Annotated in this window: 25 protein-coding genes; 18 read left to right on the forward strand and 7 right to left on the reverse strand. The window is 54.8% G+C overall.

Translation table 11 applies throughout. From position 1 onward, the window contains the following. The first annotated feature begins 20 nt into the window (after window positions 1-20). A complete protein-coding gene (locus ACG1VR_RS03610; RefSeq protein ID WP_395490232.1) occupies window positions 21-644 on the forward strand; it encodes a TetR/AcrR family transcriptional regulator in 624 nt (207 codons plus the stop codon). Between the two features lie 21 nt (window positions 645-665). Here the strand turns inward: ACG1VR_RS03610 and ACG1VR_RS03615 are convergent, their stop codons facing one another. After that, a complete protein-coding gene (locus tag ACG1VR_RS03615) occupies window positions 666-1,424 on the reverse strand; it encodes an AraC family transcriptional regulator (protein ID WP_395490233.1) in 759 nt (252 codons plus the stop codon). Between the two features lie 111 nt (window positions 1,425-1,535). On the opposite strand from ACG1VR_RS03615, the gene ACG1VR_RS03620 reads away from it, so the two are divergent. From ACG1VR_RS03620 to ACG1VR_RS03640, 5 genes are all read left to right on the forward strand, one after another. After that, window positions 1,536-2,645 carry a multidrug effflux MFS transporter gene (locus ACG1VR_RS03620; RefSeq protein WP_395491054.1) on the forward strand — a complete coding sequence of 370 codons (1,110 nt, stop codon included), beginning with the start codon at window positions 1,536-1,538 and terminating at the stop codon, window positions 2,643-2,645. A gap of 24 nt (window positions 2,646-2,669) precedes the next feature. Then, window positions 2,670-2,837, forward strand: a complete 168-nt coding sequence (locus ACG1VR_RS03625) for a hypothetical protein (RefSeq protein WP_395490234.1) — start codon at window positions 2,670-2,672, stop codon at window positions 2,835-2,837. A gap of 379 nt (window positions 2,838-3,216) precedes the next feature. After that, window positions 3,217-4,338 carry an LPS O-antigen length regulator Wzz(fepE) gene (wzz(fepE), locus tag ACG1VR_RS03630; protein WP_395490235.1) on the forward strand — a complete coding sequence of 374 codons (1,122 nt, stop codon included), beginning with the start codon at window positions 3,217-3,219 and terminating at the stop codon, window positions 4,336-4,338. A gap of 90 nt (window positions 4,339-4,428) precedes the next feature. Further along, a complete protein-coding gene (locus tag ACG1VR_RS03635) occupies window positions 4,429-5,121 on the forward strand; it encodes an aspartate/glutamate racemase (protein WP_395490236.1) in 693 nt (230 codons plus the stop codon). A 209-nt stretch (window positions 5,122-5,330) separates the two neighbouring features. Further along, the gene (locus ACG1VR_RS03640) at window positions 5,331-6,494 is read left to right on the forward strand and encodes an MFS transporter (protein ID WP_016538062.1); all 1,164 of its coding nucleotides are present in this window, start codon (window positions 5,331-5,333) and stop codon (window positions 6,492-6,494) included. A 4-nt stretch (window positions 6,495-6,498) separates the two neighbouring features. Here ACG1VR_RS03640 and ACG1VR_RS03645 read toward each other — a convergent pair whose 3' ends face one another. Beyond that, complete coding sequence (locus tag ACG1VR_RS03645; protein WP_395490237.1) at window positions 6,499-7,422, reverse strand: LysR family transcriptional regulator; 924 nt, start codon at window positions 7,420-7,422, stop codon at window positions 6,499-6,501. Window positions 7,423-7,554: 132 nt separating this feature from the next. Here ACG1VR_RS03645 and lysA point away from each other — a divergent pair, with 132 nt between their 5' ends. Then, on the forward strand, window positions 7,555-8,817 hold the full coding sequence (lysA, locus tag ACG1VR_RS03650; protein ID WP_395490238.1) for a diaminopimelate decarboxylase: 1,263 nt from the start codon (window positions 7,555-7,557) through the stop codon (window positions 8,815-8,817). On the opposite strand, the gene ACG1VR_RS03655 is transcribed toward lysA, so the two are convergent. Then, on the reverse strand, window positions 8,809-9,840 hold the full coding sequence (locus tag ACG1VR_RS03655) for a LacI family DNA-binding transcriptional regulator (RefSeq protein ID WP_016538059.1): 1,032 nt from the start codon (window positions 9,838-9,840) through the stop codon (window positions 8,809-8,811). The two genes, lysA and ACG1VR_RS03655, sit on opposite strands and share 9 nt — an antisense overlap. 150 nt (window positions 9,841-9,990) lie before the next feature. On the opposite strand from ACG1VR_RS03655, the gene ACG1VR_RS03660 reads away from it, so the two are divergent. After that, window positions 9,991-10,458 carry a GNAT family N-acetyltransferase gene (locus ACG1VR_RS03660; protein WP_395490239.1) on the forward strand — a complete coding sequence of 156 codons (468 nt, stop codon included), beginning with the start codon at window positions 9,991-9,993 and terminating at the stop codon, window positions 10,456-10,458. Here the strand turns inward: ACG1VR_RS03660 and galR are convergent. Beyond that, window positions 10,441-11,448, reverse strand: a complete 1,008-nt coding sequence (gene galR / locus ACG1VR_RS03665; RefSeq protein ID WP_016538057.1) for an HTH-type transcriptional regulator GalR — start codon at window positions 11,446-11,448, stop codon at window positions 10,441-10,443. The two genes, ACG1VR_RS03660 and galR, sit on opposite strands and share 18 nt — an antisense overlap. Before the next feature lie 660 nt (window positions 11,449-12,108). Here galR and aas point away from each other — a divergent pair. Next, on the forward strand, window positions 12,109-14,268 hold the full coding sequence (gene aas / locus ACG1VR_RS03670; protein WP_395490240.1) for a bifunctional acyl-ACP--phospholipid O-acyltransferase/long-chain-fatty-acid--ACP ligase: 2,160 nt from the start codon (window positions 12,109-12,111) through the stop codon (window positions 14,266-14,268). Further along, window positions 14,261-15,460, forward strand: a complete 1,200-nt coding sequence (gene lplT, locus ACG1VR_RS03675; protein WP_016538055.1) for a lysophospholipid transporter LplT — start codon at window positions 14,261-14,263, stop codon at window positions 15,458-15,460. The genes aas and lplT overlap by 8 nt, the downstream gene beginning before the upstream one ends. 40 nt (window positions 15,461-15,500) lie before the next feature. On the opposite strand, the gene ACG1VR_RS03680 is transcribed toward lplT, so the two are convergent. From ACG1VR_RS03680 to mutH, 3 genes are all read right to left on the reverse strand, one after another. Continuing rightward, window positions 15,501-16,544, reverse strand: coding sequence for an NADP(H)-dependent aldo-keto reductase (locus ACG1VR_RS03680; protein WP_039898766.1), 1,044 nt, complete (start codon window positions 16,542-16,544; stop codon window positions 15,501-15,503). Window positions 16,545-16,687: 143 nt separating this feature from the next. After that, window positions 16,688-16,906, reverse strand: a complete 219-nt coding sequence (locus ACG1VR_RS03685; protein ID WP_008458470.1) for a YgdI/YgdR family lipoprotein — start codon at window positions 16,904-16,906, stop codon at window positions 16,688-16,690. 154 nt (window positions 16,907-17,060) lie between these two features. Then, window positions 17,061-17,747, reverse strand: a complete 687-nt coding sequence (mutH, locus tag ACG1VR_RS03690; RefSeq protein ID WP_395490241.1) for a DNA mismatch repair endonuclease MutH — start codon at window positions 17,745-17,747, stop codon at window positions 17,061-17,063. Window positions 17,748-18,433: 686 nt separating this feature from the next. Between mutH and rppH the strand changes: the two genes are divergently transcribed. The 8 genes from rppH (at window position 18,434) to ACG1VR_RS03730 (ending at window position 25,034) form a co-directional block, all read left to right on the forward strand. Next, the gene (gene rppH / locus ACG1VR_RS03695) at window positions 18,434-18,964 is read left to right on the forward strand and encodes an RNA pyrophosphohydrolase (protein ID WP_016538051.1); all 531 of its coding nucleotides are present in this window, start codon (window positions 18,434-18,436) and stop codon (window positions 18,962-18,964) included. Between the two features lie 12 nt (window positions 18,965-18,976). After that, a complete protein-coding gene (gene ptsP / locus ACG1VR_RS03700; protein WP_172569064.1) occupies window positions 18,977-21,223 on the forward strand; it encodes a phosphoenolpyruvate--protein phosphotransferase in 2,247 nt (748 codons plus the stop codon). A 173-nt stretch (window positions 21,224-21,396) separates the two neighbouring features. Beyond that, the gene (gene lgt, locus ACG1VR_RS03705; RefSeq protein WP_016538049.1) at window positions 21,397-22,269 is read left to right on the forward strand and encodes a prolipoprotein diacylglyceryl transferase; all 873 of its coding nucleotides are present in this window, start codon (window positions 21,397-21,399) and stop codon (window positions 22,267-22,269) included. A gap of 6 nt (window positions 22,270-22,275) precedes the next feature. Beyond that, on the forward strand, window positions 22,276-23,070 hold the full coding sequence (gene thyA / locus ACG1VR_RS03710; protein ID WP_016538048.1) for a thymidylate synthase: 795 nt from the start codon (window positions 22,276-22,278) through the stop codon (window positions 23,068-23,070). A gap of 185 nt (window positions 23,071-23,255) precedes the next feature. After that, window positions 23,256-23,726 (forward strand): prepilin peptidase-dependent protein, encoded by a 471-nt coding sequence (locus ACG1VR_RS03715; RefSeq protein WP_016538047.1) that lies wholly within the window; start codon window positions 23,256-23,258, stop codon window positions 23,724-23,726. Next, window positions 23,720-24,280, forward strand: a complete 561-nt coding sequence (locus ACG1VR_RS03720) for a prepilin peptidase-dependent protein (protein ID WP_395490242.1) — start codon at window positions 23,720-23,722, stop codon at window positions 24,278-24,280. The genes ACG1VR_RS03715 and ACG1VR_RS03720 overlap by 7 nt, the downstream gene beginning before the upstream one ends. Beyond that, window positions 24,277-24,711: a DUF2509 family protein gene (locus tag ACG1VR_RS03725; protein ID WP_172569066.1), complete on the forward strand. Its 435-nt coding sequence runs from the start codon at window positions 24,277-24,279 to the stop codon at window positions 24,709-24,711. The genes ACG1VR_RS03720 and ACG1VR_RS03725 overlap by 4 nt, the downstream gene beginning before the upstream one ends. After that, window positions 24,693-25,034 (forward strand): prepilin-type N-terminal cleavage/methylation domain-containing protein, encoded by a 342-nt coding sequence (locus ACG1VR_RS03730; RefSeq protein ID WP_016538044.1) that lies wholly within the window; start codon window positions 24,693-24,695, stop codon window positions 25,032-25,034. The genes ACG1VR_RS03725 and ACG1VR_RS03730 overlap by 19 nt, the downstream gene beginning before the upstream one ends.

A 25,034-nucleotide genomic window follows, 5' to 3' on the forward strand; every position in this document is an offset into this window, starting at 1 on the left:
CATCAGCAAGGATTCTGTCAATGTCATCCGATCGTCGAACGCTTAATCGCCTGGCCACCCGGCAAAGAATCTCTAACGTTGCCACCCGGCTGTTTCTGGAAAATGGTTTTGAGCAGGTGACGATTGATGAAATTGCCGCCGAGGCCGGCGTGGGGCGTATGACGGTGTTTAACCATTTCCCGCGTAAAGAAGACATGTTTTTTGACCGTGAAGAAGAGGGGCTGGAGATGCTGCGTAGCGCGCTTAGCCTGCGGGATACGGGCATTGGCCCGGTTGAAGCATTGCGCCGTTTTGCCCATCAACTAGTGGAGCAGGGCAGCCCGCTGGTTGCTTTCTCGGTGGCGGGCCAGGGGTTTGTTTCCACCATCGAAAATAGCGAAGCGCTGAAGGCGCGTGCCAGAGCAATCCGCGATGAATTCACTCAGGCGCTTGCGTGCGAGCTGGCTGGGGGATATTTCCAGAATCCAGAGACCCAGCTTGCAGCCTCTCTGCTGCTGGCTACGTGGAGCGCAGCGCTTATCCAGGCTCATCGCCACTTCAGTAAAAACCAGGATAATGCCGCTGCGGCGAGCGTATTTCTGAACCTGATTGATAGAGGCTCTGCGGGCGTGCTGGCGGCAATGAGCGGCACTGCGTATGGCTGAGTTGTTGGCAGTGGCTTTGTATCACAGCATGCCCGGCGTTTGCCCGGTCAGGCTGCGGTAAAAGTAGATAAAGGCGCTGTCGCTTGAGAAGCCCAGCGCTCCGGCTACGGCGGATATCCGCTCCCCGCTTGCCAACATTTCAACCGCTTTCATCAGCCGCCACTGCTGGCGCCATTGTTGATAAGACAGGCCGGTTTCGCGGCGAAAAATACGGCCGATGGTTCGCTCGCTTGCGCCAGTCACGGCGGCAAGTTCGTGCAACTGCGGTGGCAGCTCATCGCCGCTGAGATGGCGCAGCCGTTTATCCTGCACGAAACGCAGAGTCATCGGCTCTTCTCGGGCGGCCTCAAGCTCGGCGACACAAAGTGCTGCCATGTGCTGAGCGGCTCCCTGCTCCCAGTTTGTTTCCCACGGGCTGGCTGACATTCTCTCCAGCAGTTCGTGAAGCAGCGGCGTAGCGTTGAGCACGATTGCTGCGGCGGGAAGCGTGGGGTAGCGCTCCGGGTCAAACCAGATGGAGCGGTAAGCCACGCTATTTTTCATTTCAGCGCGGTGGCTCACGCCGCCGGGAAGCCAGGCGACTTTACCGGGCGGCAGCAAAGACAGCACCTGGCCTTCATGTATCGTCAGCTTTACGCAGCCTTCACGGGTGAACAGCAACTGGCCCATACGGTGCCGGTGCAGGCCGGAGTCATGGTTACCCAGCTCGGCCTGCACGCCAATGACGCTTTGATTCAGCTCGTCAGGGTTAAATTCGGCGTTCGCGTTCAGCCAGCTCATAATGTCCGATTTCCGCTATAAAATGTCCTGATGTTTATAATGTTCCATTTCGGGTTTGCCTACAATAGCGCCTCTTTTTCAGGAGGACTGAGGGTGAAAACACATCCCGGAATGGCGCTGTTGACCGCGCTGCTGATGTTTCCACAAATTGTGGAAACCCTTTATAGCCCGGCTTTAACCGATATCGCCCGGCACTTTTCCGTAACCGCTCAGGACGCGGCCTGGACGCTCTCGCTCTATTTTGTTGGCTTTGCCGCAGGCGTGCTGTTCTGGGGGCGAGTCAGTGATTTACTCGGACGTAAACCGGCGCTGCTACTGGGGCTGCTTTGCTACGCGGCTGGTGCGGTGGCCGCTTTATTGACCTCGCATTTTTCACTGCTACTTGCGGCCCGAATGCTGGCCGCTTTTGGGGCGGCAACCGGCTCCGTGGTGACCCAAACCGTGCTGCGCGACCGCTACAGCGGCCCGGATCTGGCGAGGATCTTCTCGTTTATGGGCATCGCGCTGGCGGCAAGCCCGGCGCTTGGCCTGTGGTTTGGCGGGCTGATTGTCTCTTTTGGCGGATATCAGGCCGTGTTTTACTCGCTCGCCGGGCTGGCCGCTGCTTTGCTGCTCTGGTGCGCATGGCTGCTGGACGAAACCCGGCCTGAACAGCATCAATGTCCGGCTTTGAGGCAGGTTTCAGGCCGCATGCTGCGGGATATCAAAATCTGGCGGGCAACCGGGCTGGTGGCGTTCTTTAATATTGGGCTGTTCAGCTACTACAGCCAGGCGCCGTTTTTGTTCCAGCAGTTTGGCCTGAAGCCGGCCTCATTCGGGCTGACGGGCGTAGTGCTGGCGTTGGGTTCTCTTGCTGGAGCGCGGCTAAATCATCGGCTGATAAAGCGTGGAGTCGCGGCCAGAATGCTGCTGCTGGTGGCCAGTATCTGCGGTCTTGCGGGAAGTGCGGGCGTTTATTTCATGGAGCACAGTATCTGGTTTCTTGCGCCGATGTTTATGGTGATGGTGGCGTTTTCAATGGCTATTCCGGTGGTGCTCGGCACCGCGCTAAGCGAGTACGGAGACTGCCGTGGAACCGCCGGGGCGCTATTTGGCTTCGCCTACTATTTGCTGATTGGCATTGGGCTGCTGGTTTCGGGCTGCTATCAACAACTGGGCGTCACGCTGGTGCTCAGCGCTGTGGGGATCTGCGTTATCGGGCGTGGCTATCTGCGGAAATAACAAACCCTCTCAGTACTGGATCGAATGATGATCCGCAATGAGCTGCGCGACGGGCTGCTGGTGCCGATGGCTGAACTGGAACTGCAAAGCGGCAACGGCTACTTGCTGGAGATCCCGCAGGGCAAAAGAGACTTGCCGAGGGTGGGTTATTTTCGCGACAAAGTGATGTTTTGTCTTTTGAGGATAAAATAATTGCTGTTCAACCCTGAGAACATCATTCTCTGGATTATAGCCACTTAATGATTGGTATTTCCTATCTGTTTTTTTTGGTGTCTTTTGGTAATTATAGTGATTATCGCTCCAGTAATTTCCCACTATTGACCGCCCCTCTTTGTTTCTCCAGTAATGATGAAAAAACGTGTTTCTAAAAAAATAAACTACAACATTGAGTGGTTGTTTTTAGGAATATTCTTGGGATAATGCCTGGATTATCAGGAATTATCTTAATTTTGCGCGAGGAAATGAGTGCGCAATGTTGAATTTCTGTAATGAAATCGTTTTGTTTAATCGCGCTCATTCATTTGTTTCATGCCCGTGTCTATACCCTGGCAACCATCACGAGTTAGCTAATATGTCCGCAATAGAAATAAAATCTGCACAAAGAGACGATATTCATGCCTTTCCTGTGGTTCCTGAGCTCCACCGGGAAATCGATTTAATCGACTTGATGAGTACCCTTTATTCGGCAAAAAAAACCATTATTGTCGCGACGCTTGCCGCTGCATTCGCAGGGCTGGTGATTAGCTTTATTCTGCCTCAGAAGTGGACCAGTCAGGCTATTGTTACCCCGCCAGAGGCCGCTCAGTTGATTGAACTTCGCCGCGCAATGGTTGAACTAACGGCTCTGGATGCGGCTCCTAAAATAGATGCAGAGCACGTTTACCAAAATTTCCTGAAGGATTTTGATTCTCAGGCGCTTCGGGAAGAGTATCTGGCAAAGTCAGATTATGTGAAGCAACTCATCGGTGCTACTGATAGTGTCGATCAGGTCAAATTACGCAGAGCCATTCAGTTGATTTCAGATAAATTTATGGCGGTGAATAAGGCTGATACCAAAGGTAGCGATTCGACGCCTTATACAGCATGGATGTTAAGCTTTACCGGCCCAAATCCTGAAGAGGCTCAGGATGTCCTGAACGGTTATATTCAGTTCATTGGGCAGCGAGCGACTCAGGATGTATTACAAAATTTACGCTATGCCGTTGAGTTAAAATTCGCCGTTGAGAAAGACAAACTGCAGCTAGATCGAATCAATCTTGAAAATCAGCATAAGGTGAATATTCAACGTCTGGGCTACTCGCTGGATGTTGCGAATGCCGCCGGTATTAAAAAGCCGGTGTACAGCAATGGGCAGGCAGTAAAAGACGATCCTGATTATTCCGTTGCGCTGGGTGCAGATGGCCTGGCAGAAAAGTTGAAAATTGAATCCTCCCTAAAAGATGTCGCAGAGTTAAATGCCAGCGTACAGAACCGCCAGTACTATCTTTCTAAGCTACAACAGGTAAAAGTAAACGACGTCGACTTCCAGCCTTTCCGCTATCAGATGAACCCGTCTCTGCCGATGAAAAAAGACGGTCCGGGGAAATCTCTCATTGTGACTCTGGCAGCATTGATGGGTCTTATTGGCGCCTGCGGTGCGGTACTGTTGAAAAATGCCGTTTCTGGCAGAAAGAAAAATATCGAAATTGTTTAAGCCGCCTGAGTGAAGAAGCCTCCATCCGGAGGCTTTTTTATTGCCCGGAACCGGGGTATAACCGGAGGTTAAACGAAAAAAGGGGCGACGATGAAAACCATTGGATTACTGGGCGGAATGAGCTGGGAATCGACGATCCCTTATTACCGCTTAATTAATGAAGGGATCAAACAGCGGCTCGGCGGCCTGCATTCGGCCAAAATCGTGCTGCACAGCGTGGATTTTCATGAAATAGAGGCCTGCCAGTCCGCAGGCGAGTGGGATAAAGCCGGCGATATGCTGGCGGATGCCGCGCTGGGACTGCAAAAAGCGGGAGCCGAGGGCATCGTTCTTTGTACCAACACGATGCATAAAGTCGCCGGGCAAATAGAAGCCCGCTGCTCGCTGCCGTTCCTGCATATCGCCGATGCGACCGGGCGTGCGATTGCCGCTCAGGGCGTGAGCCAGGTTGCGCTGCTGGGTACGCGCTACACCATGGAGCAGGATTTTTATCGCGGTCGCCTGAAGCAGCAGTTCGCCATTCGTTCGATTATCCCGAATGAGGCTCAGCGCCAGCGCATTAACCAGATCATCTTCGACGAGCTGTGCCTCGGCGTTATCAACCCGGAGTCAAAAAGCTACTACCAGCAGGTGATTGGCGAGCTTCAGGCGCAGGGGGCAGAGGGCGTTATTTTTGGCTGCACCGAGATTGGGCTGCTGCTGGGCCAGCAGGACTGCCCGCTGCCGGTGTTTGATACCGCCGCTATTCACGCTGCCGATGCAGTTCGCTTTATGTGCGCCTAAGTTTGATGGCTTTATTTTATCTATCAATGTATTAAGCAAGGCAACGACTTTACCCTCACGCCACGCCGGGTCATGCCCGGCGACTTCTGTGTTATAAATTTGTTATGCAGCGCACACTATTTTAAAAAGCTGCACCTCTGAAATCCTCATTTTCAGGCGGCCGCCGGGCGCGGCCAGCCGTCCATCATTTTGCAACCGGGAGTAATACAATGCCTGTTTCCTTGCTGGCGCTGGCGATGAGTGCGTTCGCCATCGGCACGACGGAGTTCGTGATCATGGGGCTGTTGCCCGAAGTGGCGGGAGATCTTCATATATCGATTCCTTCTGCCGGATGGTTAATCAGCGGCTACGCTCTGGGCGTCGCCATCGGGGCGCCGATTATGGCGCTGCTTACCGCTCGCCTGCCGCGCAAGATGTCGCTGGTTTTGCTGATGGTGATTTTTATCATCGGGAATTTGCTGTGTGCCATCGCGCTTAATTATCAGTTCCTGATGCTGGCGCGGGTCATTACCGCTTTGTGTCACGGCGCCTTCTTCGGTATTGGTGCTGTTGTGGCGGCAAGCTTGGTTCCCGCCGGGCGCAAGGCTTCTGCGGTTGCACTGATGTTCACTGGCCTGACGCTGGCAAACGTGCTGGGCGTGCCGATTGGCACATGGTTCGGCCAGCTTTACGGTTGGCGAGCCACTTTCTGGGGCGTGGCGGTTATCGGCGTGATTGCGTTTATCGCGCTTATCGTCAGCCTGCCGTCGCAGAAAGATGAAGCTCCGGCCGATTTGAAAAGTGAAATCAAAGCGCTGGGCAACGGCAAGCTGTGGCTCTCTCTGTCCATGACGGTATTTTTTGCCGCCGCGATGTTCGCCCTGTTTAGCTACGTTGCGCCTCTGCTGCTGCAAATCACCGGCATTACGCCTGAGGGCGTTAGCTGGACGCTGTTCCTGATTGGCGCTGGCCTGACGGTGGGCAACATTCTTGGCGGAAGGCTGGCGGACTGGCGCGTGTCGGTTAGCCTTATCCTGAGCTTTAGCCTGATTGCCGTGTTCTCTCTGCTGTTCCGCTGGACCAGCCACGGTGCCTGGCTGGCTGAGATTACGCTGTTCCTGTGGGCGATGGCGGCTTTCTCTCTGGTTCCCGCGCTGCAAATCAACGTTGTGCTGCACGGGAAAGAGGCGCCAAACCTTGTCTCGACGCTAAATATCGCGGCCTTTAACGTCGGTAATGCGCTGGGGGCATGGGTTGGCGGCACGGTAATTGAGCGTGGTTACGGCCTGACGGCGGTGCCGGTTGCCGCAGCTGCGCTGGCGGTTATCGGGCTGGTTATCTGCCTGATTAATTTTAGCGGCGGCACCGGGCATCCGCAGCCGGTTACCGAATAGTCTATTACGTGTTTAGCAGGGCGTTCAGCGGGTCACTGTACAGATGCATACTGCTCTGCAGATGCTCGCTGAACGCGCTCACCAGCGCAGAGGCAGGGCGGTGCAGCGGCCGAATCAGGCTGACGGTAAAAGGCACCGCTACGCTAAACCGGCGCACAACCACCCCTCGCCCGTGATAATCCAGCGCGGTAAGCGGATTGACGATAGAAACGCCTGCCCCCGCCTGAACCATTGCGCATACGGAAGCCGCGCTGTGGGTTTCAACGACCATTCTTCGTTTAACGTCATGTTCCTGAAATAGCGAGTCCAGCAGCTGCCGGTAGCTGTCGGTGCGCGACAGGCTGATGTAATTTTCCCCCGCAAAATCGTGAGGTGTAAGCTCTGGCTTTCCCGCGAGCCCGTGTCCGGCAGGCAGGACGCAGACTTCATTTAGCGTCAGCAGCGTCTGGCGTTCGGTGCCTGCGGGCGTGGAGATATTTTCCGTCAGCCCGAGATCGTGACGCTGGGCGGAGAGCCACTCTTCGAGCAGCGGCGACTCCTGCGGAACAATGTTCAGGCTAAGATCCGGGTAGCGGGCAAGGAACGGCTGCAAAAGTCGCGGCAGGAAGGATTGCGAGAAGACCGGCAGGCAGGCGATGGACAGCTCGCCCTGGCGAAACTCGCGCAGGCTTTCCGCCGCGCTGACTATCCTGTCCAGCCCGTACCATGAACGCTGAACCTCCTCAAATAGCCGCAGCCCCTGAACCGTAGGGTAGAGGCGGCCCCGGCTGCGTTCAAACAGCTGTAGCCCAATCAACTTCTCAAAGCGCGCCAGCTCCCGGCTGACGGTTGGCTGCGAGGTATGCAGCAACCCGGCGGCCTCGGTGAGGTTGCCGGTGGTCATCACGGCGTGAAAAATCTCTATCTGGCGCAGGTTGATGGCTGGCATGTCTGTTGACCGTTACGTTGAATGTTTGTCTTCATCCATATCATATTTGAATAGACTCGAGAGAAAACGATATTTTTTATCCTTTCTGGAGTATGGCGTAATAATCAAAATGATTTTTACCCGGAGTTCGCCATGCCACGCTCGCTTACCGACACCACCACCGCGCTAAACGCGCAAAAGCTGCTGACTTTACCAGCCGAATTCGGCTGCCCGGTTTGGGTTTATGATGCCGACATCATCCGCCAGCAGATTGCCCAGCTGCGCCAGTTCGATGTGATTCGTTTCGCCCAGAAGGCGTGCTCGAATATTCATATTCTGAAGCTGATGCGCGAGCAGGGCGTGAAGGTGGATTCTGTGTCGCAGGGTGAGATTGAGCGTGCTCTGGCGGCGGGGTACAAGCCGCTGGAAAATCCGGACGATATCGTATTCACGGCAGACGTTATTGATAACGCCACGCTGGCGCTGGTGGCTGAGCAGAAAATTCCGGTTAACATTGGCTCGGTGGATATGCTTCACCAGTTGGGTGAAGTCTCTCCGGGGCACCGCGTCTGGCTGCGTATTAACCCGGGCTTTGGTCACGGGCATAGTCAAAAAACCAATACCGGCGGCGAGAACAGCAAGCACGGTATCTGGCTGAGTGATATGCCGCAGGCGCTGGAAGCTATGCAGCGCTATGGCATCCATCTGGTTGGCATTCATATGCACATTGGCTCGGGCGTGGATTACGCTCACCTGGAACAGGTGTGCGGTGCGATGGTGCAGCAGGTTATCGACTTCGGTCAGGATCTGGAGGCGATTTCCGCCGGTGGCGGCCTGTCTATTCCTTACCGTGAGGGGGAAGAGACTATTAATACCGACCACTATTACGGGCTGTGGAACGCCGCGCGCGAGAAGATTGCCGCTCACCTGGGTCACCCGGTGAAACTGGAAATTGAACCGGGGCGTTTCCTGGTAGCCGAGTCTGGCGTGCTGGTCGCTCAGGTAAGGGCGGTGAAGGATATGGGCTCTCGCCACTTCGTGCTGATCGATGCCGGTTTTAACGATCTGATGCGCCCTTCAATGTACGGCAGCTATCACCATATTTCTGCCATTGCGGGGGATTGCCGCGAGCTGGCTTCGCTGCCGCCGCTGGAGACCGTGGTGGCCGGGCCGCTGTGCGAGTCCGGTGATGTATTTACCCAGCAGGAAGGCGGCAAGGTTGAAACTCGCCTGCTGCCGCCGGTGAAAACCGGGGACTATCTGGTGCTGCACGACACCGGCGCTTACGGGGCTTCTATGTCGTCAAACTACAATAGTCGCCCGCTGCTGCCGGAAGTGCTGTTTGATAACGGCAGCGCACGCCTGATTCGCCGCCGCCAGACTATTCAGGAACTGCTGGCCCTCGAACTACTTTGACACCTTTCTTCCGGCCTCAAACCAGGGGCCGGGAGCCACGGAATCCCGTAATACCAGGGTCCCGACAAACGGCGGGATCGGCTCCAGCGGCTCTCCGCTCGCCAGCTTAATGGCCTGATCGATAGCGGTAATTATCATGTTATCAATAGGCAAATAGACCGAGGAGAGCGCCGGTTCCAGCCACTGCGCGCTTGGCGCATCGTCGAAACCAAATAGCGAAATATCCTGCGGAATGCGGATCCCCGCCTGGTGCAGGGCCTTGGATGCGCCCAGCGCCATATCGTCGTTGCAGGAAAACAGAGCGCTAAAGGTGACGCCGCTTGCCAGCAGCTCCTGACAAAGGTGGTGCCCCTCAGTCATGCTGGAGTCGCCGTATTTCACCCGCCCTTCATCCCACGCAATGCCATGTTTTTGCAGCGCTTTACGGTAGCCCATAAGCCGTGCTTTGCCGGTCGGCGTGGAAATAGGTACGGTAATGCAGGCTATTTCCCGATGTCCCTGCTGGATGAGGTATTCGGTCGCCTGAAACGCGGCATCCTGCTGCTCGAAGAACACGCAGCGCTCCCGCGCCAGGGTCACGTCCCGGTTGATGACTACCAGCGGAACCTGAATGGCGTTCATCAGCGACATAAGCGCCCGCTCGCTCATAAAGCGGGTATACAGCACGATGGCGTCGCAGTGCCGGTCCGCCAGCATTTGCACGGCGTCCAGCTCTTTCTCAGGCGTGTCGTGGCCGTCGGTGACTATTAGCTGTTTACCGTAAAATTCGGTGCGGCGCGAGGCCTGCTGGAGCAGGCGGCCGAAGTAAAAACCGTCAAAAGTGGAGACTACCAGCCCGATGCTGTTACTGCTGCGGTTTGCCAGCGAGCGCGCCAGAAAGTTAGGCTTATAGCCCAGCTCTTCCATAGCCTTAAATACCTGTTCGCGGGTACTTGCTTTAACCTGTCCGGTGCCGTTTAACACGCGAGATACCGTCGCTTTGGAAACCCCTGCGCGTAACGAGACATCTAACATTGTTACCATTGTTTCCTTCCCGATCTGGACGCTGTCGCGATTGGGCAGCAGTTTATCACAGGTGCCTGATGCGCAATCGGCGTTGCCGTTTCGCCGTGCAAATTGTCGTACCAGATCACGCTTTCTAAATTTGATGAGAATTTTTAAGAGGATGTCGTTGTGAAAATCGTTCCGTTATACCAGGCCCCTCAGCACGCTGAACAGGTTACCGACTGGCTGTGGCAGGCGTTCGGTAGCGAGGACAGCCACGACTTTTTTTCTTCTATTGTCGCCAGCAGCCAGCGTGAAGGTGAAATGCCTCTGACCTTTGTCGCGCTGGAGGGGGAGAAGCTTTTAGGTACCGTTGGCCTGTGGCGTTGCGATCTGATTAGCCGCCAGGATCTCTGGCCGTGGCTGGCTGCGTTATATGTAGATGAAGAGCAGCGCGGGCGGGGACTGGGTGAGCGGCTCCAACGCCATGTTGTAGAGTATGCCAGCAGCCTTGGTTTTGAGTCTTTGTATCTCTATTCTGCCTGTAAGGCCTATTATGAGCGCTTTGGCTGGCAGTATATTGGCGACGGGCTGGATTACCCTGCCCGGCCGGTTCATCTTTATCAGCTTAAGCTACCGTTACCTCTCTCCCGGTGAGACGACCGAATGGCGACGTACCAGGGTAGGGCTAAACATGTTGGTAATTTCCGGCGCGGCCAGGTTATCCGCCAGCGCCAGCGCAAGCTCTGCTGCCTGAGTTGCCATGGTGACTATCGGGTAGCGAACGGTGGTCAAACGCGGGCGAACGTAGCGTGAAATCAGAATATCATCGAAGCCAATCAGGGAAATTTCGCCGGGAACGTCAATTCCGTTGTCGCTCAGCACGCCCATTGCGCCCGCGGCCATTGAGTCGTTGTAGCAGGCCACGGCGGTAAAGTTTTTGCCCCGGCCCAGAAGCTCGGTCAGCGCCTGTTCGCCGCCGCTTTCGTCCGGCTCGCCGAAGGTCACCAGACGCTCGTTGAGTGGGATATCGTGCTCACGAAGCGCATCGTAATAGCCCTGTAACCTGTCATCTGCGTCAGAAATCTGGTGGTTTGAACAGAGATAGCCGATTTTAGTATGGCCCTGTTGAATCAGATGGCGGGTGGCAAGCCAGGCACCGTAGCGGTCATCAAGCGCTACACAGCGCTGTTCGAAACCCGGTAGGGTTCGGTTGATTAATACCATGCCAGGGATCTGCTTCATTAAGCCGGCCAGTTCGTCATCAGGCAGTTTTTTTGCATGTACCACCAGAGCCGCACAGCGGTGGCGAATCAGCTGTTCAATCGCCTGGCGTTCTTTTTGCTCGCTGTGGTAGCCGTTGCCGATAAGCAGGAAATTCCCGGTGCGGTAGGCAACCTGTTCGACGGCCTTAACCATCGCGCCGAAGAACGGGTCAGAGACGTCACCCACGACCAGGCCCATGGTTTCCGTGGTTTGCTGGGCAAGCGCCCGGGCGTTTGCGTTGGGATGGTAGTTTAACGATTCCATCGCGCTGTTAACCGCCAGCCTGGATGCCTCGCTGGCTTTAGGGGAGTTGTTAATCACGCGGGATACCGTGGCGACAGACACACCAGCAAGCCGAGCCACATCCTTAATTGTCGCCATCAATAACCTTCCTGTAAGGGGTAATCGTTTACACAACGTTTAGTGTTGCGGAAAACCCTTGCCACTGCAAGGCGGCATCTGCTGCATACTTCGCAAAGTTAAGCAAAATCAACGCGAAGCGGTGTAACCGTTACACGGCCTTGCTGTTTCCGTAGCCTGGCCTGGCATGTCACGGATTTTTAAACGTTTCTGACCAAATCTTTGCTTACATTTTGCAGTCTGCTGTTGCGATTTCCACATGGCGGAAGTGAATGTGCCGCTGCTACATTTGTCATCCCAGAGGTATTGATAGGTGAAGTCAGCGACTAATGCTGATCCTATGAATTACACCAACCTGCGCGGATGCGCAGGTTTTTTTTTGCCTGAATCCCGCCGCCTGTAACAAGAACTGAGAATTTAAACACCTGGTTGCACTTGGGTTCATTCCCTTGCTTTTTGCCGCTGGTTTCCTCATCGGTGGCGCGAGACAATTCAGATCCCAGAGGTATTGATTGGTGAGAATTCCTGGTACTCTGCTGAGTACAATTCTTTTGCACCAACCTGCGCAGATGCGCAGGTTTTTTTTTGCTTTTTTTTGAGCCACTTCCCGCACTTCCCGCAACTGGTGTACTCTGCGTCTCTACACTTAACTCTTGCCGACCCACGACAAAGAGAATTGCTATGCTTTTTGCTTTTTTCCGTGCGCTATTCCGAATTCTGTTCCGTGTCACCCTGTCCGGGGATACTAAAGCCCTGGCCCTGCAACGCGTGCTTATTGTTCCGAACCATGTGTCGTTTCTCGATGGGATTCTGGTGGCACTATTCTTGCCGGTTCGACCGGTATTTGCGGTCTATTCGTCAATAAGCCAGCAATGGTATATGCGCTGGCTCAAACCGCTGATTGATTTTGTTCCGCTGGAACCGACCAAGCCGATGTCGATTAAACATCTGGTACGGCTGGTAGAGCAGGGGCGGCCGGTGGTCATCTTCCCGGAAGGGCGCATTAGCGTTACCGGCTCGCTGATGAAAATCTACGACGGGGCTGGGTTTGTGGCGGCGAAGGCCAATGCCACTATAGTGCCTCTGCGCATTGATGGCGCCGAGCTGACCTTCTTCAGCCGGTTGAAGGGCCTGGTAAAACAGCGACTGTTCCCGCGCATTAGCCTGCATCTGTTACCGCCGACCTCTATTCCGATGCCGGAAGCGCCCCGCGCTCGTGACCGGCGTAAAATGGCCGGGGAAATGCTGCATCAGATTATGATGGAGGCGCGTATGGCGGTGCGCCCGCGTGAGACGCTGTTTGAGGCGCTGCTGGCGGCGAAAGATCGCTACGGTTCACGTAAAAACTGCATCGAAGATATTAATTTCAAGCCTGATACTTATCGCTCTTTGTTGACCAAAACGCTGTTTGTTGGCCGTATTCTTGATAAATACAGCGAGCAGGGTGAAACCATCGGCCTGATGCTGCCGAACGCAGCCATCAGCGCGGCGGTTATTTTTGGTGCGTCGTCCCGCGGGCGAGTCCCGGCGATGATGAACTACACGGCTGGCGTCAAAGGGCTGACCAGCGCGATTACCGCCGCTCAAATCAAAACCGTGTTTACCTCGCGCCAGTTCCTGGAGAAGGGCAAACTGCTGCATCTGCCTGAGCAGCTTACTCAGGTGCGCTGGGTCTATCTTGAGGATTTAAAATCTACGGTCACGGCCAGGGACAAACTGTGGATTTTTGCCCACTTACTTGCTCCGCAGCTCGCCCAGGTGAAACAGCAGCCGGAAGATGCCGCTATGGTGCTGTTTACCTCCGGCTCTGAAGGTAACCCGAAGGGTGTTGTTCACAGCCATAAAAGCCTGCTGGCCAACGTCGAGCAAATTCGCACTATCGCCGACTTTACCGCGGACGACCGCTTTATGTCCGCGCTGCCGCTGTTCCACTCTTTCGGCCTGACGGTTGGCCTGCTGACACCGCTGCTGACCGGCGCGGAAGTCTTCCTCTACCCAAGCCCGCTGCACTACCGGGTCGTGCCGGAACTTATTTACGACCGCAACTGCACCGTAGTATTCGGCACTTCCACTTTCCTTGGGAATTATGGCCGCTTTGCCAATCCTTATGATTTCTTCCGCCTGCGCTACGTGGTGGCCGGGGCTGAAAAACTCCAGGAAAGCACCAGGCAGTTGTGGCAGGACAAATTCGGCCTGCGCATCCTTGAAGGTTATGGCGTGACCGAGTGCGCTCCGGTGGTTTCCATCAACGTGCCAATGGCGGCAAAACCGGGAACCGTCGGGCGGATTTTACCTGCAATGGACGCCCGTCTGCTGGCGGTGCCGGGCATTGAACAGGGCGGCAGGCTGCAACTCAAAGGCCCGAACATCATGAACGGCTACCTGCGAGTTGAAAATCCCGGCGTTCTTGAGCTACCGGAGGCAGAAAACGCTGCGGGCGAGATGGAAAAAGGCTGGTATGACACCGGCGATATAGTGACTTTTGATGAGCAGGGTTTCTGCGTGATCCAGGGGCGAGCAAAACGCTTTGCCAAGATTGCCGGAGAAATGGTGTCGCTGGAAATGGTTGAGCAGGTGGCCATCTCTATCTCCCCGGACAAGCTACATGCCACGGTAATTAAACATGATGCGGCGAAAGGCGAGGCGCTGGTCTTGTTCACCACCGACAGCGAACTGAACCGCGAAAAACTGTTACGTTATGCACGCGAGCACGGCGTGCCGGAGCTGGCTGTACCGCGCGATATTCGCTATCTCAAACAGCTGCCGGTGCTCGGCAGCGGTAAACCAGATTTTGTTACCCTCGAGGCACAAATAGACGAAGCGGAGAAAGTTCATGTCTGAACAGGCTAACGGCAGCGGTTCGCTATGGTCACGCGGCATGCTGGCGGTGACCGCGGCGCAGTTTTTATCTGCGTTTGGTGATAATGCCCTGCTGTTTGCCACCCTCGCGGTGCTCAAGCAGCAATTTTATCCCGACTGGAGCCAGCCGGTGCTGCAAATGGTCTTCGTTGGTGCCTATATTCTCTTTGCCCCGTTTGTGGGCCAGGTTGCCGACAGCTTTGCCAAAGGGCGCGTCATGATGATGGCTAACAGCCTGAAGCTGATTGGCGCGTTGGTGATTGCTTTTGGGCTTAATCCGTTTGTTGGTTATATGCTGGTGGGCGTTGGCGCCGCGGCATATTCACCGGCTAAGTACGGTATTCTTGGCGAGCTGACAACCGGTGACCGTCTGGTCAAAGCGAATGGGCTGATGGAATCATCGACTATTGCTGCCATCTTACTGGGCTCGGTTGCCGGCGGCGTGCTGGCGGACTGGAGCCTGCTTGCGGCGCTTATTGTCTGTGCTCTGGTTTACGCTGCGGCGGTTATCGCAAACCTGTTTATTCCCAAACTGGCTCCGGCACGGCCCGGACAGTCATGGCGTTTCAGGCCAATGACGCAAAGCTTCTTTGCCGCCTGCCGCGTTCTGTGGCGCAGCGGTGAAACTCGATTCTCGCTGGTTGGTACCAGCCTGTTCTGGGGAGCTGGCGTTACGCTACGCTTCCTGCTGGTGCTGTGGGTGCCCGTCGCGCTGGGGATCGCTGATAACGCCACGCCAACTTATCTTAATGCGATGGTTGCTGTTGGGATTGTTATCGGCGCGGGCGCAGCGGCTAAACTGGTTACTCTTGAAACGGTCGCTCGCTGCATGCCTGCCGGGATATTGATTGGCGTCGGAGTCGCTATTTTTGCTTTCCAGCACGCTCTGCTGCCTTCTTATGCCCTGCTTATGCTGATCGGTATTCTTGGCGGGTTCTTTGTCGTGCCTCTTAATGCGCTGCTGCAGGATCGCGGCAAGCACACCGTCGGCGCGGGAAATGCCATCGCGGTTCAGAATCTTGGAGAGAACACGGCAATGCTGCTGATGCTTGGCTTGTTCTCGCTGGCGGTGAAAACCGGGGCACCAATCGTCGGCGTAGGTATCGGCTTCGGCGTGGTGTTTGCGCTGGCGATTAGCGCCCTGTGGCTGTGGCAGATTAAGCAGAAAAGTTAAAAAAATGGCCTCCTGGGTTACCCAGGGGGCCACCATTCCTTTACGGTGCCGGGTAGGTATAAACGCGATGCACCGCCTCAATTTCCTCAATAACCTCTTCGCTTAAGGTCAGGTTCAGGCTTTCAAGGTTGGTTTTTAGCTGGTCCATCGTCGTAGCGCCCAGCAAGGTGCTGGCAACGAACGGCTGGCGGCGGACAAAGGCCAGTGCCATTTGCGACGGGTCCAGGTTATGACGTTTGGCGATTTCGACGTAGGCGGCAACGGCTTTTTGTGACTGTTCGCCGCTGTAGCGGGTAAAACGGCTGAATAAAGTATTACGCGCTCCGGCCGGTTGTGCGCCGTTAAGGTATTTGCCCGAGAGCACGCCAAACGCAAGGCAGGAGTACGCAAGCAGCTCGACACCTTCGTGCTGGCTCACTTCAGATAAACCAACCTCGAAGCTGCGGTTCAGCAGGCTATACGGATTCTGAATGGTAACGATACGCGGCAGGTCGTGTTTTTCGGCAAGCTGCAAATAGCGCATTACCCCCCAGGCCGTTTCATTCGAGACGCCAATATAGCGAATTTTCCCGGCACGCTGGCACTCCGTCAGCGCTTCAAGGGTTTCCAGCAGCGTTACCGGCAGCGAAGTCGTGTCGCTCCAGGTGTAGCCTAGCTTGCCGAAGGTATTGGTTGGGCGCTGCGGCCAGTGTACCTGATACAGATCGAGGTAGTCGGTTTGCAGGCGCTTCAGGCTGGCATCCAGCGCTTCACGAATGTTTTTACGGTCGAGGATCTGATTTGGACGGATACCTGCATCATTATTACGCGTTGGGCCGGTTACCTTAGAGGCAATAACCAGCTTCTCACGGTTACCGCGAGCCTTCAGCCAGCTACCCACGTAACTTTCTGTTAACCCCTGAGTTTCCGGGCGCGGAGGTACCGGATACATTTCTGCGACGTCAATCAGGTTTACGCCCTGGCTTACGGCGTAGTCGAGCTGCTGGTGGGCGTCGGCTTCGCTGTTTTGCTCACCAAAGGTCATGGTTCCCAAGCCCAGCGTGCTGATTTCAAGTGAACTGTGGGGAATACGGTGATAATGCATAGCTGGATTCCTGGTGTTCTTTTGACTACGTCAGGCTTAGCTACCCGACAAAAAGGTCTATAAACATGGCAGAGGCGGAGGGAAAGCGAAAGAGGGGAGAAAAGAAAAGTCGTCAGGCCAGCCGGCGGGCTGACCCTGATAAATTAGCGTTCGATAATTTGGGAAACGTCGTTACGGTTGATCTGCATTTCGTTGCCCTGCTGATCGCGATAGCTTACCAGCCCGGTATCTTCATCGACCTTAGGTTTGCCTTCGGTCAAAATCATTCGTCCATCTTTGGTTGCCATTACGTAGTCACTGCTGCAGCCTGAAACGGCGAAGGCAAGGCCAATGGCGGAAATTGCTACTGCCCATTTAGTCATCATTATTTTCCTCGTCAGGAAGGATCCAGTTAATAAGCTTAGTAATAACCTGATGAATGGGGGAATAAAAGAGGCAAATTCTTAATGGGGGAAAGTTAATGTAACATTCCCCTGCCTGCGCTGACAGAAACATGGATTCGTTATGCCGCTGGCATTAGAGCGAAAAGTGGCGCGCCAGAAGCGCTGCGGTGAAGGTTTTCTTTAGATAAAAACCGCGGGGTAAGGTGAGTATCGGCGAGCCGTCGGCGCCTATTGCCTCCGTCAAAGCCTTGCTGTTAGCCGCTTTAGGGCGGAGTTGAAGTACCTCTCCGTGGCGAGCGGTAATGCGCTCAACCTGCCCCAGCACTATCAAATCCATCAGCTCTTCCCAGTCAAGCTGGAGCTGCCGTTCTTCTTCCTCTGAAGGACTCCAGAGTAGCGGTGAGCCAACGTGGCGCTCGGCAAGCGGGATCTGTCTATCGCCTTCGACCGGGATCCACAGCACACGTTTCAGCTTGTGGCGAACATGGCTGGTTTCCCACACGACACCGCTATTGCCGGTCAGCGGAGCTACGCAGACAAAGGTGGTTTCCAGCGGGCGACCTTCACTATCTACAGGAATGGTTTTTAGCTCAATACCGAGTGCTGCAAAGTCTTGTTCAGGCTTGCTTCCGGCGCTGGCACCCAGCCATTGTTCCAGCAAAATACCAATCCAGCCTTTATCGCGCTTCAGGTTTTCAGGGGCCTTCAGCCCGGCCAGCGCGGCCAGTTCACCCAGAGTATAACCCGCGACCAGACTCGCCTGCCGGAGCAGGTCTGTTTCACTTTTTGGGGGCGAGGTTAAAGGTCGTATTGGTTGCATAACTCGTTGATGTTTTGTGGTTAAAAAATGAACGCTATTTACTCACAGCGAACGGTTAGTTTAACCGTCTGAGGATAAGAATAACAATCTAATGATTTATAATGGTTTTTTTTAGACTTTGGCTGCCCAGCGAAGCGGGGAAAAAAGCTTTTCCAATTCTGGTCACTGACAATGAACAGGATCTTACACCATGTTATCCACAGAAAAATGGGATAACTGGGAATAAGCGTCACTACTGGTTCCATTTACAGCCTTGACGAGGCGGGAAAATACAATTTATCGGCGATTTGTGACTAACTTGTTTGCATAATCTGTGGATAAAAACGACATTGCTCGATCTTTCATCAGTCGACGATCCTTGTATGTGATGATCGTCACATTATGAAGCTTTTATGTCATTTTTTATCTGTTATCGTTATGATATATAATGTGTTTTTAAAATTATCAGATTGCTCCTGTTTTTACTTGTCCCAAGTTGTCCCGATGTAATTCGGTAGTTCTTCACAGTTATATCCACAGAAAAAGTGAATAAAGCCGAGGGTTTTCACCGTCCCTGTTTATAACCCGGCACTCTTTTGTGAGTTATTCAAATGTTATTCCACGCAAACGCCGCCAATAGAGTGGTTTACCGCCTGACACTTGTATGAAACAATCGCTGTAATCTAAGTTTGTTTTGAGGTAGTCCGGTGATCGATGATGATGGCTACCGCCCCAACGTTGGGATCGTAATATGCAATCGGCAGGGACAGGTAATGTGGGCCCGGCGTTTCGGTCAACATTCCTGGCAATTTCCTCAGGGGGGCATCAATCCTGGCGAGTCAGCTGAACAGGCAATGTACCGGGAGCTTTTCGAAGAAGTCGGTTTACAGAGAAAAGATGTTCGCATTCTTGCCTCGACCCGAAACTGGTTGCGTTACAAATTACCTAAACGTTTGGTGCGTTGGGACACAAAGCCGGTTTGTATCGGCCAGAAACAAAAATGGTTTCTTTTGCAGTTGCTGGGCAGCGACACCGAGATCAATATGCAAACCAGCAGCACGCCGGAGTTCGACGGCTGGCGCTGGGTAAGCTACTGGTACCCGGTTCGCCAGGTTGTTTCATTTAAGCGTGATGTTTATCGCCGCGTAATGAAAGAGTTTGCCAGCGTGGTTATGCCGCTGCAGGAAGTTACGCCACCACGTAATAACTCGCCGGCCTGGCGACGTAAAAGAGGTTAAGTCACGCGAAAAATGCTCACCCGTCTGCGAGAAATAGTCGAAAAGGTTGCCAGCGCCCCGCGCCTCAATGAGGCGCTGGATATTCTGGTTACCGACATCTGCCTTGCGATGGATACCGAGGTTTGCTCGGTTTATCTCGCCGATCATGAGCGCCGCTGCTTTTATTTAATGGCAACGCGTGGGTTAAAAAAACCACGCGGCCGCACGGTTACGCTTGCCTTCGATGAAGGCATCGTCGGCCTTGTCGGGCGGCTTGCGGAACCTATTAACCTTGCCGATGCGCAAAAACACCCCAGCTTTAAATACGTTCCTGCGGTAAAAGAGGAGCGCTTCCGGGCCTTCCTTGGGGTGCCTATCATCCAGCGGCGTCAGCTGCTGGGCGTGCTGGTAGTGCAGCAGCGTGAGCACCGGCAGTATGATGAAAGCGAAGAGTCTTTCCTTGTTACGCTGGCCACGCAAATGGCCGCTATTTTATCTCAATCTCAGTTAACTGCTCTGTTCGGCCAATATCGCCAGACCCGCATTCGCGCGCTGCCTGCTTCGCCGGGCGTAGCCATTGCCGAAGGCTGGATGGATACGACGCTGCCGCTGATGGAGCAGGTCTTTGAGGCTTCAACGCTGGATACCGCGCTGGAGCGTGAGCGTCTTACCGCCGCGCTGGAAGAAGCCTCCGGTGAATTCCGGCGCTACAGCAAGCGCTTTGCCGCCGGTGCTCAGAAAGAGACGGCGGCAATCTTTGATCTCTACTCGCACCTGCTGACCGATGCCCGGCTGCGTCGCGAACTGTTTGCCGAAGTTGATAAAGGCTCGGTGGCGGAATGGGCGGTTAAAACGGTTGTCGAAAAATTTGCCGAACAATTTGCCAGCCTCTCTGATAGTTATCTGAAAGAGCGGGCAGGCGACCTGAAAGCCCTCGGGCAGCGCCTGCTGTTCCACCTCGATGACACAATTCAAAGCCCGAATACCTGGCCCGAGCGCTTCGTGCTGGTTGCCGATGAGCTTTCCGCTACCACGCTTGCGGAACTGCCGCAGAACCGCCTTGCGGGCGTGGTGGTGCGTGATGGTGCGGCAAACTCTCACGCCGCTATTATGGTTCGCGCGCTTGGCATCCCAACGGTTATGGGGGCAGACATTCAGCCTTCGGTGCTGCATCGCCGCATGCTGGTGGTCGACGGTTACCGTGGCGAGCTGCTGGTTGACCCTGAGCAGGTGCTGCTGCAGGAATACCAGCGCCTGGTCAGCGAAGAAAACGAGCTTAGCCGCCTGGCGGAAGACGATGTTGACCAGCCCGCAGCGCTGAAAAGCGGAGAGCGAGTTCAGGTCATGCTTAATGCGGGCCTCAGCCCGGAGCATGAAGAACAGCTTGGCAGTCGTGTCGACGGCATTGGTCTCTACCGCACAGAAATTCCGTTTATGCTGCAAAGCGGCTTCCCGTCTGAAGAGGAGCAGGTTGCGCAGTATCAGGGCATGTTGCAAATGTTTAACGACAAGCCCGTCACCCTGCGTACGCTGGATGTGGGTGCCGATAAGCAACTGCCGTATATGCCGATCAGCGAAGAGAACCCCTGCCTCGGCTGGCGTGGGATCCGCATTACGCTCGATCAGCCGGAGATCTTCCTGATCCAGGTCCGTGCGATGCTGCGCGCTAATGCCGCTACCGGCAATCTCAGCATCCTGCTGCCGATGATCACCAGCATCGATGAAATAGACGATGCACGTAGATTGATCGATCGTGCCGGACGCGAAGTCGAAGAAGAGCTGGGCTACCCGCTTCCACAACTTCGGCTTGGCGTAATGGTTGAGGTTCCTTCGATGGTGTTTATGCTGGGGCATCTGGCCGGGCGCATCGATTTTATCTCCGTTGGGACCAATGACCTTACCCAGTATCTGCTGGCGGTTGACCGAAACAATACCCGCGTGGCGAGCCTTTATGACAGCCTGCACCCGGCCATGCTGAGAACCCTGAGCCTGATTGCCAGCGAGGCGGAACGCTACAATATCGACCTCTGTCTGTGCGGTGAAATGGCCGGAGACCCGATGTGCGTCGCGCTTCTGGTTGGCATGGGCTATCGCCACCTGTCGATGAACGGCCGCTCCGTTGCCCGCATTAAGTATCTTCTACGCCACATCCAACTGGAAGAAGCGCAGCACCTGGCACAGCGCAGCCTGGAGGCGCAAATGGCTACCGAGGTGCGCCACCAGGTGGCGGCGTTTATGGAGCGACGCGGAATGGGCGGCTTGATCCGCGGTGGTCGCTAAGTCATATCAATGTCCCGCCGCAACCGGGACATTACACATCTTTTACAACTTCCATAATCAATCAGTCCGGTCGTTTGTGCTATGATCCGCTGCTTTCGGAGCGCATCGATAGCGGTGCGTATTTGCAACCCGCCTCTCTTTTTTGGTGGGGTAACAATGGCTTGTGGTGACAGATGAATAGTGGCTATCTGCATTTCCCTGAATTTGACCCGGTGCTTTTCTCCATCGGGCCGGTTTCCCTGCACTGGTACGGACTTATGTACCTGGTCGGGTTCGTGTTCGCCATGTGGCTGGCCGGGCGTCGCGCCAGCCGTCCTGGCAGCGGCTGGACTAAAAATGAAGTAGAAAATCTGCTGTATGCTGGTTTCCTCGGCGTGTTCCTTGGCGGCCGTCTTGGCTATGTGTTTTTCTACAACCTACCGGTGTTCCTTGCCGATCCGCTGTATCTTTTCAAGGTCTGGGACGGAGGAATGTCCTTCCACGGCGGCCTGATCGGCGTTATCTGCGTGATGATTTGGTTTGCACGCCGCACTAAGCGCACCTTCTTCCAGGTCTCAGACTTTATTGCTCCGCTGATTCCGTTCGGACTCGGTGCCGGTCGTCTCGGTAACTTTATCAACGGCGAACTGTGGGGGCGTGTCGATCCAAACTTCCGCTTCGCAATGCTGTTCCCTGGTTCCCGCAGCGAGGATGTCGGCCTGCTGGCAACCCACCCGGAATGGCAGTCTCTGTTCAACACTTACGGCGTGCTGCCGCGCCATCCGTCACAGCTGTATGAGCTGGCGCTGGAAGGTATTGTGCTGTTCATCATTCTGAACCTCTATATTCGCAAGCCGCGCCCTATGGGGTCGGTATCGGGCCTGTTCCTGATTGGGTATGGCGCGTTTCGCATCATCGTTGAGTTCTTCCGCCAGCCGGATGCTCAGTTTACCGGTACCTGGGTGCAGTACATCAGCATGGGGCAGATCCTGTCGATTCCGATGATTGTTGCCGGTGTTATTATGATGGTTTGGGCTTACCGCCGTCCGCAGCAGCAACTTTCGTGAGGTGACATGAAACAGTATCTTGATTTGATGAAAAAAGTGCTCGAAGAGGGCACGCCAAAAGATGACCGTACCGGAACCGGCACGCTGTCGATTTTTGGTCATCAAATGCGCTTTAACCTGCAGGAAGGCTTCCCGCTGGTTACCACTAAAAAATGTCACCTGCGTTCTATCATTCATGAGCTTCTGTGGTTCCTGAACGGCGATACCAATATCGCTTATCTGAAAGAGAACAAAGTCACCATCTGGGACGAGTGGGCTGATGAAAACGGCGATCTTGGTCCGGTGTATGGCAAGCAGTGGCGTTCATGGGCCGCGCCTGATGGCCGCTATATCGATCAGCTGACTACGGTGCTGAACCAGCTGAAAAACGACCCTGATTCACGCCGTATTATTGTTTCGGCCTGGAACGTGGGCGAGCTGGATAAGATGGCTCTGGCGCCTTGCCATGCTTTCTTCCAGTTCTATGTTGCCGACGGCAAGCTCTCCTGCCAGCTTTACCAGCGCTCCTGCGATATCTTCCTTGGGCTGCCGTTTAACATCGCCAGCTATGCGCTGTTGGTGCATATGATGGCCCAGCAGTGCAATCTGGAAGTGGGTGATTTTGTCTGGACCGGGGGGGACACTCACCTGTACAGCAACCACCTTGAGCAGACTCGCCTACAGCTGACGCGCGAGCCGCGCGCTCTGCCTAAGCTCATCATCAAGCGCAAACCAGAGTCTCTGTTTGACTATCGGTTTGAAGACTTCGAAATCGAAGGCTACGATCCGCATCCTGCAATTAAAGCCCCAGTGGCCATATAACAGGCTGAAAGCGTGACAGAACCGGTGCCCTTGTGCGCCGGTTTTTTTTATCCTGGTTTCTATTCTTCGAGGAGCACTCCAGCCGCTGTGAACGTTTGTGCAACCGCGCAAATATTTTCCGAGGCCTGTCGTAGCCTCGTGTTTTTCCACTGGTAGATTTATCCCCCGCCGCCAAACTCACTCGCATGAACAGAACTCAAAGTGGTTTTAGCCTGGTTGAAATGATGGTGGTGATGGCAATCATTGCCGTACTGAGCGCCGGAGGCTTTCACGGCTGGCAGCAGTGGCAACAGCGCCAGCGCCTGTGGCAAACCGCGCAGCAGCTGCGGCATTTTCTTGCCCACTTACGTAATGACGCAAATTGGCATAACCGAACTCATCTTTTAAAGCTGGAGCAGAATGGCGAAAACTGGATCCTGACGAGCAGTCAGCATTTGGCGGGCCGGGCTGAGGGGGACGCACGGCTGCAATTTTCGCCTGAATTTAAAGGTATCTCTGTTGAAGATATCAGCGGTGGCCTGGGCTTTTATGGGGTGCGTAATACCGCATGGCCGGGCCATATTGTGCTGAAGAGCCCGGCGGGAAAATGGAAAGTGACCTTATCGGTTTGGGGGCGAACCCGCCTGTGTGAGGTTGCAGAGGGCAAGCTATGTTAAGCGCTCAGCGGGGTTTTACGTTGCTGGAAACGCTGATTGCTATGGCACTGAGTAGCGTGGTGTTACTTGGTGCATCCCGATTGTTTCCCGTTTTACAGATGGAAATCATGCGTGAGTATCAATATGTCGCGAAGCAGGAGGCAATGTGGCAACTGGCATTTAGCGTTGGCAAAAACCTGCGGCGTGCGGGCTATTGCCGGGGCGTTTGCCAGGGGGACGGTTTGAGAATACTCAACGGCGGGAGCTGTGTGCTGGTGCAATGGGACGCCAACGGTAATGGGAAATGGGATGTTTCCCCGGAAGGCCAGAGCGAACTAACCGGGTACCGGTTGCGTAACGAGAGCCTGGAAACCCAGAAGGGGGCGAAGAGCTGCGAGGGAAATGGGTGGGAGAAAATGTCTGACCCGGAACTGATGAGTTTGCAGCATTTTTCCGTAACCCGGCAGAACCGTAAAGAGGCGAAGCCTTTGCTAAGCCTCAGGCTGGCCGCCAGCCTGGGTAACCGTAGCCGAATCAGTGAAATAAACTATATCGTTAGCGGAGAGAATTTATGAATTATCGGCAAGAGCAGGGGAGCAGCTCTCTGTTAATGGTACTGATGCTGTTTGCTTTGGGATCCCTGATGCTTGATGGCTTATCGCGCCAGCTCAGGGCGCAGCGTTTTGAGATTGCCGGTGAGGTTCAGTTTATTAAAAATGATACTGCCGCAAGGTCAGCGCTGGCATGGGGAGAAAGGCAAAACTGGCCGCAGCAGAGCACCTGGCAGTGCCTGAGCGAGCAAAGTCATGCCTGGCGTGCGTGCCTCTATCAAACGGAAAAGGGTGAGGCCCTGCTTGCAGCGGCAGGTGCCGGAAGCAGCCAGGCTTTACCCCTCACGCTATGGCGGTGGGGCATGTTGCAGGAAGGTAAGCTGGTGGCTTCGGCACACGGCTGGCTGGATTTTTGCCCGCTGATGGATAAAGACTTATGCGACCTGCCGCGCTAGCGCATCGAGAAAGGGGGTTCAGCCTGCCGGAAGTTTTGTGCGCGCTGGCGCTTTTTGCCATTGTTGTGACGGCGCTGCTGGGCTATCACCGGGTATTGCAGCAGGGGTTTATCAGCCAGTGGCAGGTCAGGCAGATGTGGAGGCTGGCCCGCGAGCAAACCGAGCCGGAGGCACCACCGCTGCAGATGCCCTGGAAAGTGAGGCAGCAGCAGACATCTTCGTTGGGATGTGTCAGCATCGGCGTTACAGTAACAGGCCCACAGGGCAGAACCGCAGAGCTTTCCAGACTGGATTGCCCGCGGCCAGAACAACGTCAGGAGTAG

This window comes from Cedecea davisae, assembly GCF_044095835.1.
GTDB lineage: Bacteria > Pseudomonadota > Gammaproteobacteria > Enterobacterales > Enterobacteriaceae > Cedecea > Cedecea davisae.